General features: G+C 72.3%; 21 protein-coding genes and 1 tRNA gene. 10 read left to right on the top strand and 12 right to left on the bottom strand.

From position 1 onward, the window contains the following. Positions 1-12: 12 nt before the first annotated feature. From ACFWBW_RS18275 to ACFWBW_RS18265, 3 genes are all read left to right on the top strand, one after another. Positions 13-777 carry an SDR family oxidoreductase gene (locus tag ACFWBW_RS18275; protein ID WP_385373582.1) on the top strand — a complete coding sequence of 255 codons (765 nt, stop codon included), beginning with the start codon at positions 13-15 and terminating at the stop codon, positions 775-777. Next, on the top strand, positions 774-2,468 hold the full coding sequence (locus tag ACFWBW_RS18270) for a class I adenylate-forming enzyme family protein (protein ID WP_385373580.1): 1,695 nt from the start codon (positions 774-776) through the stop codon (positions 2,466-2,468). The genes ACFWBW_RS18275 and ACFWBW_RS18270 overlap by 4 nt, the downstream gene beginning before the upstream one ends. Positions 2,469-2,532: 64 nt before the next feature. Continuing rightward, positions 2,533-3,141 carry a TetR/AcrR family transcriptional regulator gene (locus tag ACFWBW_RS18265; protein WP_385373578.1) on the top strand — a complete coding sequence of 203 codons (609 nt, stop codon included), beginning with the start codon at positions 2,533-2,535 and terminating at the stop codon, positions 3,139-3,141. A gap of 82 nt (positions 3,142-3,223) precedes the next feature. Here ACFWBW_RS18265 and ACFWBW_RS18260 read toward each other — a convergent pair whose 3' ends face one another. The 8 genes from ACFWBW_RS18260 to ACFWBW_RS18225 form a co-directional block, all read right to left on the bottom strand. Beyond that, a complete protein-coding gene (locus tag ACFWBW_RS18260) occupies positions 3,224-3,847 on the bottom strand; it encodes an acetate uptake transporter (protein ID WP_385373576.1) in 624 nt (207 codons plus the stop codon). A 124-nt stretch (positions 3,848-3,971) separates the two neighbouring features. Then, positions 3,972-5,210 carry an acyl-CoA dehydrogenase family protein gene (locus ACFWBW_RS18255; RefSeq protein ID WP_385373575.1) on the bottom strand — a complete coding sequence of 413 codons (1,239 nt, stop codon included), beginning with the start codon at positions 5,208-5,210 and terminating at the stop codon, positions 3,972-3,974. A gap of 8 nt (positions 5,211-5,218) precedes the next feature. Beyond that, positions 5,219-6,346 (bottom strand): phosphotransferase family protein, encoded by a 1,128-nt coding sequence (locus ACFWBW_RS18250; protein ID WP_385373572.1) that lies wholly within the window; start codon positions 6,344-6,346, stop codon positions 5,219-5,221. Positions 6,347-6,489: 143 nt separating this feature from the next. After that, complete coding sequence (locus ACFWBW_RS18245) at positions 6,490-7,401, bottom strand: MBL fold metallo-hydrolase (protein WP_385373571.1); 912 nt, start codon at positions 7,399-7,401, stop codon at positions 6,490-6,492. Positions 7,402-7,502: 101 nt separating this feature from the next. Next, the gene (locus ACFWBW_RS18240; RefSeq protein ID WP_385373569.1) at positions 7,503-7,799 is read right to left on the bottom strand and encodes a hypothetical protein; all 297 of its coding nucleotides are present in this window, start codon (positions 7,797-7,799) and stop codon (positions 7,503-7,505) included. Between the two features lie 157 nt (positions 7,800-7,956). Continuing rightward, a complete protein-coding gene (locus ACFWBW_RS18235; protein ID WP_385373567.1) occupies positions 7,957-8,301 on the bottom strand; it encodes a DUF202 domain-containing protein in 345 nt (114 codons plus the stop codon). Beyond that, positions 8,298-8,696: a YidH family protein gene (locus tag ACFWBW_RS18230; protein WP_385373565.1), complete on the bottom strand. Its 399-nt coding sequence runs from the start codon at positions 8,694-8,696 to the stop codon at positions 8,298-8,300. The genes ACFWBW_RS18235 and ACFWBW_RS18230 overlap by 4 nt, the downstream gene beginning before the upstream one ends. A gap of 9 nt (positions 8,697-8,705) precedes the next feature. Next, a complete protein-coding gene (locus ACFWBW_RS18225) occupies positions 8,706-9,251 on the bottom strand; it encodes an NUDIX domain-containing protein (RefSeq protein ID WP_385373563.1) in 546 nt (181 codons plus the stop codon). Between the two features lie 82 nt (positions 9,252-9,333). Here ACFWBW_RS18225 and ACFWBW_RS18220 point away from each other — a divergent pair, with 82 nt between their 5' ends. After that, a complete protein-coding gene (locus ACFWBW_RS18220; RefSeq protein ID WP_385373561.1) occupies positions 9,334-10,989 on the top strand; it encodes an FAD-binding dehydrogenase in 1,656 nt (551 codons plus the stop codon). A gap of 43 nt (positions 10,990-11,032) precedes the next feature. On the opposite strand, the gene ACFWBW_RS18215 is transcribed toward ACFWBW_RS18220, so the two are convergent. Continuing rightward, on the bottom strand, positions 11,033-11,464 hold the full coding sequence (locus tag ACFWBW_RS18215; RefSeq protein ID WP_266910076.1) for an ASCH domain-containing protein: 432 nt from the start codon (positions 11,462-11,464) through the stop codon (positions 11,033-11,035). Positions 11,465-11,702: 238 nt separating this feature from the next. Between ACFWBW_RS18215 and ACFWBW_RS18210 the strand changes: the two genes are divergently transcribed. Next, entirely contained in the window at positions 11,703-12,650 is a 948-nt protein-coding gene (locus ACFWBW_RS18210; RefSeq protein ID WP_385373559.1) for a hypothetical protein, read from the top strand. A gap of 208 nt (positions 12,651-12,858) precedes the next feature. Next, positions 12,859-14,442 carry an APC family permease gene (locus tag ACFWBW_RS18205; RefSeq protein WP_385373557.1) on the top strand — a complete coding sequence of 528 codons (1,584 nt, stop codon included), beginning with the start codon at positions 12,859-12,861 and terminating at the stop codon, positions 14,440-14,442. A gap of 66 nt (positions 14,443-14,508) precedes the next feature. Here the strand turns inward: ACFWBW_RS18205 and ACFWBW_RS18200 are convergent, their stop codons facing one another. Both ACFWBW_RS18200 and ACFWBW_RS18195 read right to left on the bottom strand, forming a co-directional pair. Beyond that, positions 14,509-14,868 (bottom strand): zinc ribbon domain-containing protein YjdM, encoded by a 360-nt coding sequence (locus tag ACFWBW_RS18200; protein WP_385373555.1) that lies wholly within the window; start codon positions 14,866-14,868, stop codon positions 14,509-14,511. A gap of 90 nt (positions 14,869-14,958) precedes the next feature. Further along, positions 14,959-15,046: transfer RNA gene (locus ACFWBW_RS18195), tRNA-Leu, on the bottom strand. Between the two features lie 168 nt (positions 15,047-15,214). On the opposite strand from ACFWBW_RS18195, the gene ACFWBW_RS18190 reads away from it, so the two are divergent. The 3 genes from ACFWBW_RS18190 (at position 15,215) to ACFWBW_RS18180 (ending at position 17,978) form a co-directional block, all read left to right on the top strand. Continuing rightward, positions 15,215-16,540 carry a M20/M25/M40 family metallo-hydrolase gene (locus ACFWBW_RS18190; RefSeq protein WP_385373553.1) on the top strand — a complete coding sequence of 442 codons (1,326 nt, stop codon included), beginning with the start codon at positions 15,215-15,217 and terminating at the stop codon, positions 16,538-16,540. Positions 16,541-16,719: 179 nt separating this feature from the next. Beyond that, entirely contained in the window at positions 16,720-16,953 is a 234-nt protein-coding gene (gene chpH / locus ACFWBW_RS18185) for a chaplin ChpH (protein WP_250740333.1), read from the top strand. Positions 16,954-17,129: 176 nt separating this feature from the next. After that, positions 17,130-17,978, top strand: a complete 849-nt coding sequence (locus ACFWBW_RS18180) for a chaplin (protein ID WP_385373551.1) — start codon at positions 17,130-17,132, stop codon at positions 17,976-17,978. A gap of 39 nt (positions 17,979-18,017) precedes the next feature. Here ACFWBW_RS18180 and ACFWBW_RS18175 read toward each other — a convergent pair whose 3' ends face one another. Then, positions 18,018-18,206 (bottom strand): DUF5703 family protein, encoded by a 189-nt coding sequence (locus ACFWBW_RS18175; RefSeq protein WP_243333977.1) that lies wholly within the window; start codon positions 18,204-18,206, stop codon positions 18,018-18,020. Between the two features lie 47 nt (positions 18,207-18,253). Between ACFWBW_RS18175 and ACFWBW_RS18170 the strand changes: the two genes are divergently transcribed. Then, positions 18,254-18,940 (top strand): hypothetical protein, encoded by a 687-nt coding sequence (locus ACFWBW_RS18170; protein WP_385373549.1) that lies wholly within the window; start codon positions 18,254-18,256, stop codon positions 18,938-18,940. The last annotated feature ends 142 nt before the right edge of the window (positions 18,941-19,082 follow it).

Raw genomic sequence — 19,082 nt, 5'->3', positions numbered from 1 at the left:
AAGGGCGGACCCGTGAACGCGTTCCAGGACCAGCGAGTCGTCGTCACCGGCGCGGGCGGCGGCATCGGAGCCGCCCTCGCGCACCGCTTCGCCGCCGAGGGGGCGACCGTCGCGGTCAACGACCTCGACCCCGTCAAGGCCGCCTCCGTCGCCGAGGCGATCGGCGCCCGCGCCGTCGCGGTGCCCGGGGACGCCTCGGCCGTGGTCGCGCAGGCCCGCGAGGCGCTCGGCGGCACCGTGGACGTCTACTGCGCCAACGCGGGCCTCGCCTCCGGCGGCGACGCCTTCGCCGACGAGGCCGTCTGGGAGGCGGCCTGGGACACCAACGTCATGGCCCACGTCCGTGCCGCCCGGCTGCTGCTGCCCGACTGGCTGGAGCGCGGGAGCGGCCGGTTCGTGTCCACCGTCTCGGCCGCAGGGCTGCTGACCATGATCGGAGCGGCCCCGTACAGTGTCACCAAGCACGGCGCGCTCGCCTTCGCGGAATGGCTCTCGCTGACCTACCGCCACCGCGGGCTCCAGGTCCACGCCATCTGCCCGCAGGGGGTCCGGACCGACATGCTCACCGCCGCCGGATCGGCGGGCGAGCTGGTCCTCGCGCCGACCGCGATCGAGCCGGAAGCGGTCGCGGACGCACTGTTCGACGGCATGGAGAAGGGCCGGTTCTTGATCCTCCCGCACCCCGAGGTCGCGGACTTCTACGCGTCCCGCGCCACTGACCCGGACCGCTGGCTGAGCGGCATGAACCACCTCCAGCGCAAGTGGGAAACCCGGTGACCGCAGACCCGACACCCCCGGCCGCGCCCGCCCCGCCCTCCCGCTACGCCGCCAAGCCCTGGCTGGGCCTGCTCTCCCCGGTCCAGCGGGCCCCGATCGAGCCCCCGCCCAGCGTGCTGCACGCCTTCCGGGCAGCCGTCGCCCGCGCCCCCGGGCACACCGCGCTCGCCTACTTCGACGGCCGCCTCACCTACGCCGAGGCCGACGCGCTCTCCGACTCCCTCGCCGGTCACCTCGCCGCCGACGGCATCCGCCGCGGGGACCGGGTCGCCGTCATGCTCCAGAACACCCCGCACTTCGTGCTCGCCGTCCTGGCCGCCTGGAAGGCCGGGGCGGTCGTGGTCCCGCTCAACCCCATGTACAAGTCCGGCGAGGTCGGCCACATCCTGCGCGACTCCGGGGCCACCGCCCTGGTCTGCGAGGCCCGCGCCTGGTCCGCGTACGTGCGCGGGGCCGCACGGGGGACCGCCGTACGCACCGTCCTGACCGCCTGCGACCTGGACTTCCAGACCCGCGACGACGTACGGGTCCTCGCGCCGGGCCGCCCGGAGCAGGCGGCCGACGCCGCCGACCTCCACGCCGTGGCCCACCGGGGCCGCCCCGCCCCGCCCGTTCCGGAGCTCAAGGCCGCCGACACCGCCCTCATCAGCTACACCTCCGGCACCAGCGGCACCCCCAAGGGCGCCATGAACCCCCACGGCGCGCTCACCCACAACGCCGTGCGCCAGGTGACCGGGCACCCCCTCCCCGAAGGCGCCGGCTACTTCGCGCTCGCCCCGCTCTTCCACATCACCGGCATGGTGTGCGAGCTCGCCGCCTGCTTCGTCAACGCCGGCACCCTGGTCCTGGCCCACCGCTTCGACGCCGGAGCCGTCCTCGACGCCTTCCTCGAACACCGCCCCGCCTACACCGTGGGCCCGGCCACCGCCTTCATGGCGCTCGCCGCCCACCCCGCGGCCACCCCGGACCACTTTGCCTCCTTCCAGGTGGTCTCCTCCGGCGGCGCCCCGCTGCCGCCCGCCCTGGTCGAACGCCTGCGCGCCACCTACGGCTTCTACCTGCGCAACGGCTACGGCCTCACCGAGTGCACCGCCCCCTGCGCCTCCGTGCCCGTGCACCACGAAGCCCCCGTGGACCCCGCCTCGGGCACCCTCTCGGTGGGCGTGCCCGGCGCCGACACCCTCGTACGGATCCTCGACGAGAGCGGCGCCGAGGTCCCCTTCGGGGAGACCGGGGAGATAGCCGTACGCGGACCGCAGGTCGTCCCCGGCTACTGGGGCCTGCTCGCCGACACCGCCAAGGCCTTCCCCGGCGGAGAACTGCGCACCGGAGACGTCGGGTTCATGGATCCCGAGGGCTGGCTCTACGTGGTCGACCGCAAGAAGGACATGATCAACGCCTCCGGTTTCAAGGTCTGGCCGCGCGAGGTCGAGGACGTGCTCTACACCCACCCCGCCGTGCGCGAAGCGGCCGTCGTCGGCATCCCGGACCCCTACCGCGGGGAGAGCGTGAAGGCCTACGTCAGCCTGCGCCCCGGGACCGCGGCCGACCCCGCGGAACTGTCCGCGTACTGCGCCGAGCGACTCGCCGCGTACAAATACCCGCGCCGGGTGGAGATCCTGCCTGTCCTTCCCAAGACGACCAGTGGCAAGATCCTGCGACGGGAGCTGCGCGACCTGAACCACGGCTGAAAACGGCCGGACCACGTCCGCACGGCACCCCACACGCGAGAACCACGAAAGGGAGGCGACAGCCATGGCCGCCAAGACCACGACGGAGACCGTCGGGGCGCACGAGGCCCCGGTACCGCGCCGGCTGCTCGCCGTCGCGACCAGGCTGTTCGCCGAGCAGGGCTACGACCGGACCTCGGTCCAGGAGATCGTCGAGGCGGCCGGGGTCACCAAGGGCGCGCTGTACCACTACTTCGGATCCAAGGACGACCTGCTGCACGAGGTGTACGCGCGCATGCTGCGGCTCCAGCAGCAGCGGCTCGACGCGGTGGCCGGTTCCGACGCACCGGTGGAGGAGCGGCTGCGCGCCGCGGCCGCCGACGTCGTGGTCACCACGATCGAGAACCTGGACGACGCGGCGATCTTCTTCCGCTCCATGCACCAGCTCAGCCCCGAGAAGTTCAAGCAGGTCCGCGCGGAGCGCCGGCGCTACCACGAGCGCTTCCGCGCCCTGGTCGAGGAGGGCCAGGCCGCCGGGGTCTTCTCCGACGCCACCCCGGCCGACCTGGTGGTGGACTACCACTTCGGCTCCGTCCACCACCTGTCGACCTGGTATCGCGAGGACGGCCAGCTCACGCCGCAGCAGGTGGCCGACCACCTCGCGGACCTCTTGATGCGGGCGCTGCGCCCGTAGCGGGCCGAACAGCGGAACGGGACCGGATCGACCGGCTGATCGCCGATCTCCTCCGGTCCCGTGAGGTGCTGGACGGGACGTCCTAGCCGAGCGGTGCGACCTCGCGGCCCCAGGTCTCCTTGGCGATCACGGCGAAGGAGATGTACCAGGCGACGCCCGCGGTGAAGAGGCCGAGGAAGCCGCCGGTGTGGCCCAGCGCCGTGCTCTGCGCCAGGTCACCGAGGGCGAGGAACAGGAAGGTCAGCGCCAGCGAGACGAACAGCACGCGGTGCGCGACGTCCAGCTTCATGGCGGCGATCGACATGTACGCGGTGAAGATGAACCAGGCCACGAGGAACCAGCCGGTCGCCACGTGCGCCTGGTCGGCCGGCAGCGTCGGGACGACGAACTTCACGTAGCCCGCGAAGGACATCCAGAACGCGCCGTACGAGACGAACGCCGTGGTCCCGAAGGTGTTGCCGCGGCGGAACTCCATGATGCCCGCGACGAACTGCGCGAGGCCGCCGTAGAACAGTGCCAGCGGCAGTACGACGGCGCTGAGCGCGGCGTTCGAGATCAGCCCCGAGTTGAAGAGGCTGAGCACGAAGGTGGTGAGGGCGAACGCCGCCAGGCCGAGCGGGCCGGGGTTGGCCATGACCTGCGGCGCGGTGACGGGGGAGGCCGTGGCGTGCGGCGCGGCGGCGGGGGCCAGGGTGGAGCTGGGCATGGCGGAGGGCACTTTCACTGGGGGAAATACCGAATATATCGGACTCCCCGAGTGGTCTGGACCATTAAAGGTCCGCTCCCGTGGGACCGAAGTCCCCCGCCATGCCCGCCATGCCCGCCGGAGGCTACCGGTACTGCTTCAGCTCCCGGTGTGCGAGCGACCGCTGGTGCACCTCGTCCGGCCCGTCCGCCAGCCGCAGCGTCCGCGCCGCCGCCCACAGCTCCGCCAGCGGGAAGTCCTGGCTCACCCCGCCCGCGCCGTGCAGCTGCACCGCGTCGTCCAGGATCCGCACCACCGCCCGCGGGGTCGCGATCTTGATGGCCTGGATCTCGGTGTGCGCGCCCCGGTTGCCGGCCGTGTCCATCAGCCAGGCCGTCTTCAGCACCAGCAGCCTCAGCTGCTCCACGGTCACCCGGGCGTCCGCGATCCAGTTCTGTACGACGCCCTGCGCGGCCAGCTCCTTGCCGAAGGCGGTACGGCCCACCGCGCGCCGGCACATCAGCTCGATGGCCCGCTCCGCCATGCCGATGAGCCGCATGCAGTGGTGGATCCGCCCCGGCCCGAGGCGGGCCTGGGCGATGGCGAAGCCGCCGCCCTCCTCGCCGATCAGGTTCCCCACCGGGACCCGGGCCCCGTCGAAGACGACCTCGGCGTGGCCGCCGTGGTCGTGGTCCTCGTACCCGTACACGGTCATCGCGCGCCGGATCTCGACCCCCGGAGTGTCCCGGGGCACCAGGATCATGGACTGCTGGCGGCGCGGGTCGGCGCCCCCGGGATCGGTCTTGCCCATGACGATGAAGATCTTGCAGTCCGGGTTCATGGCCCCGGAGATGAACCACTTGCGGCCCGTGATCACGTACTCGTCCCCGCTCGCGGAACGCTCGGTGCGGGTCTCGATGTTCGTGGCGTCCGAGGAGGCCACCTCCGGCTCGGTCATCGCGAACGCGGACCGGATCTCCCCGGCCAGCAGCGGCTCCAGCCACTGCTTCTTCTGCTGCTCGCTCCCGAACTGCGAGAGCAGCTCCATGTTCCCGGTGTCCGGGGCCGCGCAGTTCGTGGCCGTCGGCGCCAGGTGCGGGCTGCGCCCGGTGATCTCGGCGAGCGGGGCGTACTGGAGGTTGGTCAGCCCGGCGCCGTACTCGGCGTTCGGAAGGCCGTGCTGGTTCACGAAGAAGAGGTTCCACAGCCCCTGACGGCGCGCCTCGGCCTTCAGTTCACCGAACACGGCCGGGGTGTCCCAGGGCGAGGCCAGCCGCGCGCGCTGCTCGGCGGCGACGGGTTCCGCCGGGTAGACGTACTCGTCCATGAACGCGAGGAGCCGTCCGCGGAGTTCCTCGGTGCGGGCGTCGAATGCGAAATCCATGGGGTTCCTCAGCCTTCCTGGAGGGTGGTCAGGCCGTGCTCGATGAAGACCGGGACCAGCTCGCCGATCCGGTCGAAGCCCGGGCCGACGGTCTGCCCGAGCGTGAAGCGGTAGTGGATGCCCTCGAGAATCACCGCGAGCTTGAACCAGGCGAAGGCCGTGTACCAGGAGACCTGCGAGGCGTCCCGGCCCGAGCGGGCCGCGTACCGCTCGATCAGCTCGGCGGGCGCCGGATGGCCGGGGGCCGCGCTCGTCGTGCTGACCGGGGAATCGGTCAGCCCCAGGTCGGAGCTGTACATCACCAGCAGCCCGAGGTCCGTCAGCGGATCGCCGAGCGTGGACATCTCCCAGTCCAGCACCGCCCGGATCCGGTCGTCGGGGCCCCCGATGAGCACGTTGTCCAGCCGGAAGTCCCCGTGCACCACGGTGGGTGCGGGCGACTCGGGCAGGGCGCGCCCGAGGGAGCCGTGCAGTTCGTCGATGCCGGCGAGCTCACGCCCCCGGGAGGCGGCCAGCTGCTTGCCCCAGCGGCGCAGCTGCCGGTCCAGGAAACCTTCGGGCCGCCCGAAATCGCCCAGGCCGACCGCCTCGGGGTCCACCGCGTGCAGGTCGACCAGGGTGTCCACCAGGCCCAGCACCGCGCGCCGGGTCCGCTCGGGGCCGAGCGCGGCGAGCTCGCCGGCGGTCCGGTATGGCACCCCGTCCACGTACTCCATCACGTAGAACGGCGCCCCCAGCACAGCCTCGTCCTCGCACAGCAGCAGCGGCTCGGGCACCGGCACGGCGGTGCCGTGGAGCGCCGCGATGACCCGGTGTTCGCGCCGCATGTCGTGCGCGGTGGCCAGTACGTGCCCCAGCGGCGGCCGGCGCACCACCCACCGGGAGCTCCCGTCGCCCACCTCGTACGTGAGGTTGGAGCGGCCGCCTTCGATCAGCCGGCCGGTCAGCGGCCCGGCCACGAGGCCCGGCCGCGCCCGGTCGAGATGATCACGCAGCCGCTCCAGGTCGAGGCCCCGCGGACCGGAGGCGGCGGCGGAGGGGTCCGCGGCGGGATCCGCGGACGGATCCGCGGACGGATCCGCGGACGGATCCGCGGACGGATCCGGGGCGGGGGCCGGGTCCGGGGCTGAGGTCATGGTGCGCGCCTCCGTACGGGGTTGACGACGACGGAACGATCGCGACCCATGATGCCGACCAGTCGGTATGTCGTCCAGTGCCTGAGCCGAAGCGGCGTCCATCCCGCCCCACCCTCAGCCCGTTCTTCGCTCCCCCCGTCCGGTCAGGCGTGGCAGAGGATCGGCGTCCCGCCGTTCATCACCGTCATGTCCCGCAGCACCGTGAGGAAGTCCAGCGGAGCCCCCTCGGGCTCCCCGGCCAGTTCCGCGTAGGCCCGGTGCAGGTTGGCCACCAGCCGCTCGCTCTCCCGCCAGGCGGCGAACTCCCCGAGGTCGGCCTGCCGGGCCGCCTCCAGCGGGGTCAGCCCCTTCCCGCGGCCCTCCCGGGCCAGCTCGGCCACGTACCGCAGATAGCGCTCGGTGGCCTCGTACGCGCCGGGATCCGTCAGCGGCCCGTGTCCCGGTACGACCGTCTCCGCGCCGAGCGAGCGCAGCAGCTCCATCGCCCGGAGCGAACCGGCCAGCGAGCCCATCGGCAGGAACGGCGTGCCCTCCGCGAAGACCAGGTCGCCGGTGAAGACGACCCGCTGCTCGGGCAGCCACACGATGGAATCGCCCGTGGTGTGCGCGACGCCCGGGTGGATGACGTGCACCTCGGTCTCGCCGACGTGCAGGGTCATGCGGTCGCTGTAGGTCAGATCGGGTGCGGTGATCTCTACGGCGCCGAAGTCGGTCGACGGCCAGATGAGCTCCAGCTGGTGCCCGGCGGCGAGTTGCTCGGAGCGTGCGTTGTCGTGCCCCAGGATCAGCGCCTCGGGGGCGAACACGCCGTTGCCGTAGGTGTGGTCGCCGTGGTGGTGGGTGTTGACCACCGTGCGGGGGAGCGGCGCGCCCGCGGCCAGTACCGCGGCGCGCAGGGCCAGCGCCCGCCGTTCGGTGGCCGCCGTGTCGACGAGCAGGGTCCTGCCGCCGCCGGTCACGAAGCCGGCGTTGTTGAGGCACCAGCCGCCGTCCGGCTGCACGTAGGCGTACACCCCGTCGGCGGGCTGGACGAGGTACGGCTCTTGCACGGTCATCTGCGCTCTCCCCGGGTCGCGGTGACGGGCTTTCGGCATCCTGCCAGTCACCGTGCCGCGGGGGGAGGGGAAGGGGGAAGGGCGGGGAAGGGCGGGGAGCGTCAGTGGTCGTCGTAGTGACCGTCGTGCGCGGCGTGCCGGTGCCCGTCGTGCAGGTAGTCGACGTGGTCACCGTGCCGGACGGCGTCGTGCCCGCAGTCCGTGCCGTGCGCGTGCGCGTGGGCGGCGTGCTCGGCGTGACCGGAGGGCTCGCACTCGTCCCAGTGGCCGGAGTGCTCGCGGTGCAGGTGTCCGTCGTGCGCGTAGTCGACGTGGTCACCGTGCTGGACCGGGGTGTGCCCGCAGTCCGCGCCGTGGGAGTGCTCGTGCGTGGGGTGTTCCTGATGCATGGTGGTCATGACGCCCGAGGGTAGTCCAGATCGACCCGCAATATCCGCTCTGTACCCCATTAGGGGGGTGTGCCCCAGGTGTGCCCCTAAGGGGTGGCCCTACGGCCGCCGGGCCGGGAGCCGGACGCCCGCGGGCGCGGGGCCGATCGCCCCGAGGGCCGCGGACTCACACCATGACGGCCATCGCGAACACCGCCAGGCCCACCGTGCACGCCGTAGCGGCCAGCGCCGCACCCGCCGAGAACCCGGCCGGCCGCGCCGCGGCAAGCTCCCGTACCCGCCGGTGCGCCACCCACATGAACGCCAGCCAGAACAGCGCGATCACCGCGACCCCCGTGACCGCCACGGGGGAGCCGCCCGCCGCGTTCAGGGCCTGGCGCAGCGCCAGTACGGCCACCACCGCGCACGACAGCGTCGTACGCCGCCACGCGAGCCGGGTCCGCTCGGGCTGCAGCCCCGCGTCGCGGCCTTCGGGGCCCTCGCGGTCCGCGGCGTCGGCCGGAGCGCTCACCGCCCCTTCGTCCAGCCCAGCAGGACGACCACCACCATCGCCACCGCGACCAGCCCCACCCCCAGACTCAGCACCACCGGGAACCGGGACATCGGCAGGTCCTCGCCGCGCCGCATGGCCCGCTCGCACCGCACCCAGTGGTTCACCGCGCGCAGCGCACACGCCGCGCCCACCGCGAGCAGCGCGATGGCCATCCCCACGCGCACCGCCCACCGCAGGTCGGGCAGGAACTGGTCCACGGCGAACCCGCCGCCGATCAGGGCCAGCGCGGTCCTGATCCAGGCCAGGAAGGTCCGCTCGTTGGCCAGCGAGAAGCGGTAGTCGGGGGTCTCGCCCTCGTCCCTCACCCGAGCCGGCGCGAACCACAGCCGCACGTCCTTGACGAAGTCGATCACCCGCCCAATCTACTGGCGTCCCGCCCCACCGGCCCCCGGAGCGGATCCGCGGAACTCCAGCAGCCTGCGGTACGCCTCCAGCCCGTCCGGCACCCACGGCCAGGAGCCGTCCGCGACCCGCCGCGCCACCTCCTCCTCGGGCAGCCACGCGTGCCAGGCCACCTCGGAGGTCTGCGGCCGGACCGGCAGCTCGCAGCGCACCTCGTGCACATGGCTCCACCAGGCCCCGCCCGGCCCCTCGTACAAGAACTTGAACAGCGGCTCGGGCTGCCCCAGCCCCGTCACCCCCAGCTCCTCCTCCGCCTCCCGCAGGGCGGCCTCCGCGTAGCTCTCGCCCGCGCCGACCACCCCGCCCACGAACATGTCGTAGTGCGAGGGGAAGACCAGCTTCGAATCCGTCCGCCGGTGCGTGAAGATCCGCCCCTGCCCGTCCCGGGCCAGCACGAAGACACAGCGGTGGATCAGCCCGGCCGCGTACACCTCGCCGCGCGGCGCGCGCCCCGTCACCCGGTCCTCCCGGTCCACCACGTCCAGTACCTCGTCGGCCGCGCTCATACGGTGATCCCTCCGCTCCTGTTGACTGGTTACCGCTCCGTAGCAAAGGATCGCCCCACCATCGACGGAGGACGGGTTCCACATGACGTACGACGCAGACGTGATCGTGATCGGGGCCGGGCTGGCGGGCCTCGTGGCCACCGCCGAGCTCGTCGACGCCGGCCGCAAGGTCATCCTGCTCGACCAGGAGCCCGAACAGTCCATAGGAGGCCAGGCCCACTGGTCCTTCGGCGGCCTGTTCTTCGTCGACTCGCCCGAGCAGCGCCGCATGCGCATCAAGGACACCCGCGAGCTGGCCCTCCAGGACTGGGCCGGCACCGCCGGCTTCGACCGCGAGGAGGACGCCTGGCCGCGCCGCTGGGCCGAGGCCTACGTGGACTTCGCGGCCGGCGAGAAGCGCCCCTGGCTGCACGCCCAGGGCGTCCGCTTCTTCCCCGTCGTCGGCTGGGCGGAGCGCGGCGGCTACGACGCCAACGGCCACGGCAACTCCGTCCCCCGCTTCCACATCACCTGGGGCACCGGCCCCGGCCTCGTGGAGCCCTTCGAGCGCCGCGTACGGGCCGGGGTGGCCCGCGGGCTGGTCCAGCTGAAGTTCCGCCACCGGGTCACCGGGCTCTCCCGTACGGCGGGCACCCTCGACACCGTGACCGGCGAGGTCCTGGCCCCCTCCGACGCCGTACGCGGCACCGCGAGCGGCCGCGAGGCCACCGGGGAGTTCTCCCTGCGCGCCCAGGCCGTGATCGTCACCAGCGGCGGCATCGGCGGCAACCACGACCTCGTACGGGCCCAGTGGCCGGCCCGCCTCGGCACCCCGCCCGCACGGCTGCTCTCCGGGGTCCCGGCCCACGTGGACGGCCTGATGCTGGGCATCGCGGAAGGCGCGGGCGCCAGCCACATCAACAAGGACCGGATGTGGCACTACACCGAGGGCATCGAGAACTGGAACCCGATCTGGTCCAAGCACGGCATCCGCATCCTGCCCGGCCCGTCCTCGCTCTGGCTGGACGCCACCGGCAAGCGGCTGCCCGTACCGCTCTTCCCGGGCTTCGACACCCTCGGCACGCTCGACCACATCATGAAGACCGGCCACGACCACACCTGGTTCGTCCTCAACCAGCGCATCATCGGCAAGGAGTTCGGACTCTCCGGGTCCGAGCAGAACCCGGACCTGACGGGCAAGTCGGTCCGCGGGGTCATCGACCGGGCGCGCCAGGCCGTCCCCGGACCGGTGCAGGCCTTCATGGACAACGGCGCCGACTTCGTGGTCGAGAAGGACCTCTCCGCGCTGGTGCGCGGCATGAACGCGATCACCAAGGACGGACTCCTCGACGAGGAGACCGTCCGCCGCGAGATCGTCGCCCGCGACCGTGAGATCGCCAACCCCTTCACCAAGGACCTCCAGGTCACCGCGATCCACGGCGCCCGCAAGTACCTCGGCGACAAACTGATCCGCACCGCCGCCCCGCACCGGATCCTGGACCCCGCGGCGGGCCCCCTGATCGCCGTCCGCCTCTCGATCCTGACCCGCAAGTCCCTGGGCGGTCTGGAGACCGACCTCTCCTCCCGCGTCCTGACCGCCACGGGAGAACCCCTCCCGGGCCTCTACGCGGCGGGCGAGGCGGCCGGCTTCGGCGGCGGCGGCGTCCACGGCTACCGGGCCCTGGAGGGCACCTTCCTCGGCGGCTGCATCTTCTCGGGCCGCGCCGCGGGCCGCGCGGCGTCCGCGGCCGTCTCCTGACCGCTGCGCCCGCCCCTGCCCTGCCCTTGGCCTGCCCCTGCCCCTAGGGCAGGGGCAGTCGGGTCACCAGGCGGAACCGCTCCGCCACGACCGGGGTGTCGTCGTCGACCGTGAAGTGCGGGTCGCCGATGGCCTCCCGCATCTGCGGGCCGTGCCAGAACTCCTCGTGTCCGGAGCGCCATTCGGCCACTGACGTGAATCCCTCGCCCTCGTCCAGCGCGTGCCGCAGCCCCACGTCCGCCAGCCGCAGCACCTGTACGTCCGTCACCTCCAGGACACCCACCGGACGCTCGGCGGAGTCCACGATCACCATCATCTCGCCCGCCACCGGCAGCGGGTCCCCCGCTGCCTCGTAGTCGGCGAGGACTCCCGTGGTCGTCGTCTTGGCGCCGCTCAGGACCGCCGCCACCAGCAGGTCGCGCAGCGGCCCGGGAAAGGCGAACTCGATGGGCGGGAGATCTTCGTAGGCCGTCATGGATCCCACCCTACGGTCCCGCGGGCGAGCCGGCCCGAACGGGGACGCGCCCTGCCGGCACCTGCCGACAACCTGACACGAACCGGAACAACCGAGTCAACTCACCTGTCGCAAAGACCAGTTGAAACGAGCCACGCAGTGGACTGGACCTTGACTCGGAGCTGTGCGTACCGCTTTGCTGTGCGTGATCTTCCGGCCACACCGTCCAACCGCCCGCGTCCTGGAGGGAAACCCGCGGATGTCGCCCCCTCCGCCGCCCCTCGGCCGCGCCCGCAAGCGGGACGCCCAGCTCTTCGACTCCGCCCTCTGCGACACGGAACTCGTCGACGTCCGCGCGCAGTTCACCCAGGGGCGTTGGGCCAAGGCCCGCACCCTGCTCGTCGCCACCGGCGACGACTGGGACCGCCGCGGGCACCGCCTCGTCGTCCTCGGCGAAACCCCGGCCGCCACCGCGTGGGCGCGCGAGTGGCTCCTCGCCGAACCGGAGAGCTCCGACGCCGTCACCCTCCTCGCCTGCGCGGCCGTCTTCGCCGCCCTGCGCCGCAAGGGCACCCCCGAGGCGGCCGAGGAGGCCTGCCGCCGCGCCGCGGCCCTGCTCCCGGCCGACCCCACCCCCTGGCTCGGCCTGCTCCTCCTCACCCGCGCCTTCGGCACCGAAGAGGAGTTCAGCCGCCACTTCGACCAGGTCCGGGCCCGCCACCGCGAACACCACCACGCCCACCACCTGATGGTCTCCCGCCTGGCAGAACGGGCCCCCGCCGCCGGCCGCGACCCGCTCCACGAGGTCTACGACTTCGCCGCCTGGGCCGCCGAGGAATCCCCGGCCGACTCCCCGCTCGCGGTCCTCCCCGTCATCGCCCACGCCGAGCGCTACCGCGTCCTCGCCGCCGGGCAGGGCCACGCCCCCGACGCCGGAGCGGAGCACTGGTCCGGCCGCCGCGCCCGCCAGGTGCTGCGCGCCGCCTTCGACTGGTGGCTGGAGTGGGAGCGCGAGGACCACCCCCGCAACCGGGTGGACCTCAACTTCCTCGCCCACGCCAAACTCTGCGAGGGCCGCCCCGCCGAGGCCGCCGCCCTCTTCCAGCGCATCGGCAGCCACGCCACCCAGGCCCCGTGGTCCTACCCGGACCTCGATCCCCACAAGGCCTTCCTCGCCGCACGCAGCGCCGCGCTCGGCACCGCCTGACCCCGGACCGGCGGCCGCAACCCGGTCGCCACCGCTCGGAAGGTACCGCTCGGCCGCTCAGTTCAGAACGTCCGCCCAGACCAGCCCAGCCAGCACCAACACTCAGCCAGCACCAACGCCCCGCCAGCACCAACGCCCCGCCAGAACGGCTCAGCCAGCACCGCCCAGCAAGCACCGCTCAGTCCCCGCCCCGAAAGGACACCCCGCCATGCCGACGGGCAGATCCACCACGCTCAACGACCCGGCCGGCCAGGCCGAGATCCGTACGTACAAGGGCCAGGACCGCGCCCTGCGCGCCGACCGCCTCGGCACCGCCGGCCTGCTGCTCTCCGTGCTCGCCGCGAGCGCGCCCCTGATGGTCGTCGCCGGTGTCATGCCCACCACCTTCGGGGTCATGGGCATCGTCGGACAGCCCCTGCTGTTCGTGATCCTCGGCGCCGTCCTCGCCCTCTTCAGCGTCGGCTACGCAGAGATGAGCCGGCACGTCCACAACGCCGGCGCCTTCTACGCCTACATCGCCCGCGGACTCGGCCCCACCGCCGGCGCCGGCGCCTCGCTCGTCGCCCTCGTCGCCTACAGCGCCATGCAGGTCGGCGTCTACGGCATCCTCGGCTTCGAGATCTCCGGCCTCTTCGCCACCTACCTCGACACCGAACTCGCCTGGTGGATACCGGCCCTGGCCGCCGTCGTCCTCACCGGCGCCCTCGGCTGGCTCAAGATCGACCTCAACGCCAAGGTCCTCGGCGTCCTCCTGCTCATCGAGGTCCTCCTCGTCGTCGTCTTCGACGTCGCCGCCCTCGGCAAGCCCGGCCCCGAAGGCCTCTCCCTCCACGCCTTCAACCCCGAGACCCTCACCGGCGCGGGCCTCGGCACCGCCCTGTGCTTCTGCATCGCCGCCTTCGTCGGCTTCGAGCAGTCCCCGGTGTACGCCGAGGAGACCAGCAAGCCGCACATCGTCGTCTCCCGGGTGATGTTCCTCGCCGTCGGCTTCGTCGCCCTCTTCTTCGCCCTCAGCGCCTGGGCCCTCAGCGTCGCCACCGGCCCCGCCGAGGTGGTCAAGGCCTCCGCCGAAGCCGGCCCCGGACTGCTCTTCCAGCTCACCGAGAGCCGCCTGGGCGCCACCTTCACCGACGTCCTGCACATCCTCTTCGTGACCGGCATGTTCGCGGCGATGCTCAGCTTCCACAACGTCGTCTCCCGCTACGCCTTCGCCATGGGCCGCGAGGGCCTGCTCCCGGCCGCCTTCGGCCGCACCAACGCCGGCACCGGCGCCCCCGCCACCGGCTCGCTCCTGCAGACCGTGATCTCCGTCGTGGTCGTCCTGGCCTTCGCCCTGACCGACGACACGCCGACCGGCGACCCCACCGTGCCCGTCCTGCACCTGTTCACCTGGATGGGAAGCGTCGGCGCCCTCGGCGTGACCCTCCTCATGGCCACCGCCTCCATCGCGGTCATCGCCTTCTTCGTCCGCCGCGGCACCGCCGGAGCCCAGCTCTGGCGGCTCGGCGCGGCGGGCCTGGCCGGCCTCGCGCTGCTCGCCATCGCCGTCTACACGGTCAAGGACTTCGGCGTCCTCGTCGGCGCCGCGGAGGGCTCCGCACTGAGCTGGGCCCTGCCCGGCATCATCGCCGTCGCCGCCGTCGTGGGCCTGGCGTACGGGCTCTTCCTGCGCTCCGCCCGCCCCGCGGTGCACGCCCGCATCGGCCTGGGCAACGAGGCCTTCCGCCTCGACCAGGCGGCGGAGTCGGAGTCGGACCCGGCCGGGGCCACGGTCCCGGCCCCGCGCGGCTGACCCGTACCGCACGTACGAAGAGGGACCCCGCCACGGCGGGGCCCCTCTTCGCACACCGAGCGGCGCTCAGGCCTTCTTGACCACGCTGGACTTCAGCTGCATGGCCCCGAAGCCGTCGATCTTGCAGTCGATGTCGTGCCCGTCGACCCCGTCGATGAGCCGGATGTTGCGCACCTTGGTACCGGCCTTGATCCCCGAGGGGCTGCCCTTGACCTTGAGCGCCTTGACGACGGTCACGGTGTCGCCGTCGTTCAGCACGTTCCCGACGGCGTCCTTCACGACCTGCTCGCCGGCGTCCCCGCCGCTCTCGCCGTCGCTCTCGGCGGGCACCCACTCGTGACCGCACTCGGGGCACACCACGAGCGCGTTCATCTCGTAGGTGTACTCACAGGAGCATTTCGGACAGGGAGGAAGATTCTCGTTCACCGGCCCAGAATATCCCGAACCCGCGCGGCGGGGCTCGCCGCGCGATGCTCCCCAAACGCAGAAAACCCCACGTGAAGTGGGGTTTTCGCTTGGTGTCCGAGGGGGGACTTGAACCCCCACGCCCGATAAAGGGCACTAGCACCTCAAGCTAGCGCGTCTGCCATTCCGCCACCCGGACAAGGTGTCTGTCTCGCGTCCCTCGCGGGCCGTTCCGACGTGGAAAACATTACCAAACATTCCGGGGTCCTCGATCACACCCCCCGTCGGCCGGGGATCGCCCTTGGGGGAAGCGGCCCGGGGCGCGAGGATGGAGTCAGTTCGGTACTGATCAGTGGGAGGAAGCAGCGTGAGCGAATCGGGCGCGGGCAGGACCGTCTCCGGCGAGGACGAGGTCGTCGACCTCTGCCGGGATCTCATCCGGATCGACACCAGCAACTACGGGGACCACTCGGGGCCCGGCGAGCGCAAGGCGGCCGAGTGGGTCGCCGAGCAGCTCGCCGAGGTCGGGCTGGAGCCGCAGATCTTCGAATCGCACAAGGGGCGCGCCTCGACCGTGGCGCGGATCGAGGGCGAGGACCCCTCGCGGCCGGCCCTGCTGATCCACGGGCACACCGACGTGGTCCCGGCCAACGCCGCCGACTGGACGTACGACCCCTTCGCCGGCGAGATCGCCGACGGCTGCGTCTGGGGCCGCGGCGCGGTCGACATGAAGGACATGGACGCGATGACGCTGGCCGTCGTACGCGACCGCATGCGCAGCGGCCGCAAGCCCCCGCGCGACATCGTGCTGGCCTTCCTCGCAGACGAGGAGGCGGGCGGCACCTACGGCGCCCGGTACCTCGTCGACAAGCACCCCGGCCTCTTCGAGGGGGTGACGGAGGCGATCGGCGAGGTCGGCGGCTTCTCCTTCACCGTGAACGAGAACCTGCGGCTGTACCTGGTGGAGACCGCCCAGAAGGGCATGCACTGGATGCGCCTGACGGTCGAGGGCACCGCCGGCCACGGGTCCATGACCAACAACGACAACGCCATCACCGAGCTCTGCGAGGCCGTCGGGCGCCTGGGCCGCCACACCTGGCCCGTACGGGTCACCAAGACCGTCCGGCACTTCCTGGACGAGCTCTCGGACGCGCTGGGCACCCCGCTCGACCCGGACGACATGGACGCCACGCTCGCCAAGCTCGGCGGCATCGCCAAGATGGTCGGCGCGACCCTGCGCAACTCCGCCGCCCCGACCATGCTCGGCGCCGGCTACAAGGTCAACGTCATCCCCGGCCAGGCCACCGCTCACGTGGACGGCCGCTTCCTGCCGGGCTACGAGGACGAGTTCTTCGCCGACCTCGACCGGATCCTGGGGCCGCGCGTGAAGCGGGAGGACGTCCACGCGGACAAGGCACTGGAGACGGGCTTCGACGGCAAGCTCGTGGACGCCATGCAGACCGCCCTGAAGGCGCACGACCCGATCGCCCGCGCGGTCCCGTACATGCTCTCCGGCGGTACGGACGCCAAGTCCTTCGACGACCTCGGCATCCGCTGCTTCGGCTTCGCTCCGCTCCAGCTTCCGCCGGAGCTCGACTTCGCCGGGATGTTCCACGGGGTGGACGAGCGGGTGCCGGTGGAGGGTCTGAAGTTCGGCGTACGGGTGCTCGACCGGTTCATCGACGAGTCCTGAGACGGGCGGGAACGGGCGGGGGACGCAACGCGGCGTAGCTAACGCCCGGGAATCGGGAAGGTGTGCGGAATCCACTGAGAAGAGTGAATGCGCTCATACGCTCGTAGCCCCGGTGATCCCTCCTCGTTACAGGTGGTGCGGTCCGCGGCTGGGACCGCGCTTGCCTACTAGGAGGAACAATGCTCAAGAAGGTTGCCGCCGCTGCGGCTGTCACCGGTGGTCTGGTTCTCGCGGGTGCGGGTCTGGCTGTCGCCGACGCGGGTGCCCAGGGTGCGGCCATCGGCTCCCCCGGTGTCCTGTCCGGCAACGTCGTCCAGGTTCCGGTCCACGTTCCCGTGAACGTCTGCGGTAACACGATCTCCGTGATCGGCCTGCTGAACCCGGCTTTCGGCAACACCTGCGTCAACGCCTGACGTTTCTGAAGGTCTCGGCCCCGGAGCGCATTCCAGCGCTCCGGTGCTGCCGGGTTTTCAGGACCCGATGACGATCTTTCGGCGTGCCGGGCGGGGGAGCCCGTGCGGCCGGTGCGCCGACCGGGCGTGCACGTGCGTGCGCGTGCACGACGCACACACCAGGGGACGAAGTACAGATGCGACGACAGGTACAGGTCACCGGCAGGAAGACCTTGATCACCATGGCGGCCGCGGGGGGTCTGCTCGCGCTCGGAGGGGGCTACGCACACGCGGACTCCGGTGCCCAAGGCCGCGCCGGGCACTCACCGGGACTGCTGTCCGGGAACGCCCTCGAGGCGCCCGTGGACGCGCCGCTGAACGCCTGCGGGAACACGGTGACGGTGGTGGGGGCCCTGAATCCGGCCTTCGGAAACCGCTGCGCCAACCTCCCGGACCGACCCGGACATCCGCAGCACCCACAACATCCGCAGCACCCGCAGCACCCGCAGCACCCGCAGCACCCGGACCACCCCGAACACCCGGGCAACCCGGACGAGCCGTGCGACGAGGACACCGGCCCGGGGCACCCGGAACACCCGGACGGCCCCGGGGGCCACGAGAACCCCGGAGGTCCCGGCGGCGATGGCAACCCCGGCAGCCCCGGCGGCAATGGCAGCCCCGGGGGTCCTGGGGGTCCTGGGGGCAACGGGAATCCGGGCGGTCCCGGCGGTGACGGGAACCCCGGGGGTCCGGGCAACGAGGGCAACCCCGGCAGCGGTGGCAATCCCGGCGGTCCGGGTGCCGGGCAGCAGCCCTGGACTCCCGGCGGCACCGGAGCGGGTACCGGTACGGGGCCCGGCACAGGATCGGTGACCCCCGTGACGCATCCCGCCCAGGGGGCGGGCGCCACTCCCGGTGCTGCGACCTCGGTCGGGGGACTCGCCGCCACGGGCTCCGGTGACGTCCTCACCGTCGGAGTGCCCCTGGCCGCGGGCATGCTGCTGGCCGGCGCCGTGCTCTACCGCCGGGCGCGCAGCGCGGCCTGACGGTTCCTCAGTGCGCGGGCCCCGCCCCAGGGGCCCGCGTCACCAGGTCGCGCGGACCTGGCGGATGATCCGGCGGCGCAGTCGCACGCGGCGACTGCCGTCCCGAAGCAGGGTCAGCCGATCGAGCTCCCAATGCCCGTACTCGGCGTGTTCTGTCAGCAGGCGGGTCGTTTCCTGACGTGGAACCCCGCGGGGCACGTACAAGTCGACAAATTCGTATTCCGGCATCGCATCTATTGTGCCGCGAGAGCCCCGCTACGGATAGCGTCTGCACTATGTCTGATGCCGCTCTGCCCACTGTTGCCGAGGTACGCGCCGCCGCCGAGGCGGTCAAGGCCGCGCTCGACCGTCACCTCGCCGCGGTCGAGAGCAGGATCGGGGACGATGATCCGGACGTCTACGCCGCGTTCAACGAACTCGCCGCCGCCGCCGAGGAGTACGACGAGCTCCTCTACGACCGCTACGACGAGGTCACCCCGTTCGAGATCCCCACCCCCGAGGACGGGCTCCCGTACACCGGCCCCGCCGAACCCGCCGCGTTCAGCGTGCTCATCCGCCGCGACTACGCCGTCGCCGAGCCGGCCCGCCTGATCGCCCAGGCCGAACGCGTCGTTGCGCACGACCGCGAGGCCGAACTCGACCACGACGGCGGCACCGCCGACGCCCTCGGCGTTCTCTTCGGCGAATACGAGCCGGACGAAATCGCCTCCCGCGCCAAGGACTTCGGGCTGGAGGAGGGCGATTCCACACTGTGGATCGCCGCTTCGGAAGAGGTCGCGGAACCGGGGGAGTGGCTCGGCACGCCCTTCGCGCACATCGATCCGCAAGACGTGATGCACCGCTTCGACGTCAGCTCGGTCTTCGACGAGGAAGACGACGAGGGTGAGTACGCCGAGGACGCAGAGGACGCCGAGGGGGCCGGGGACGGCACGCCGGCAGAGCGGGGCCTGACCCCGGCCTGACTCCGGCCCGACCCGCCCATCGCGACACCTCGTACGGAACGCACCGCGGCCCCCGTCCCACCCAGAAGAAAGGAGGGGGAGTTGGTGTGGGGGGGGATGGGGGAGTGGTTCCGCTCGGGGGGTATTCCCTACGGCGTCGCCG

This window comes from Streptomyces sp. NPDC059957 (genome assembly GCF_042730015.1).
GTDB lineage: Bacteria > Actinomycetota > Actinomycetes > Streptomycetales > Streptomycetaceae > Streptomyces.
The sequence above is the reverse complement of the archived record's forward strand: the minus strand, read 5'-3'. Positions and strand labels throughout refer to the sequence as shown.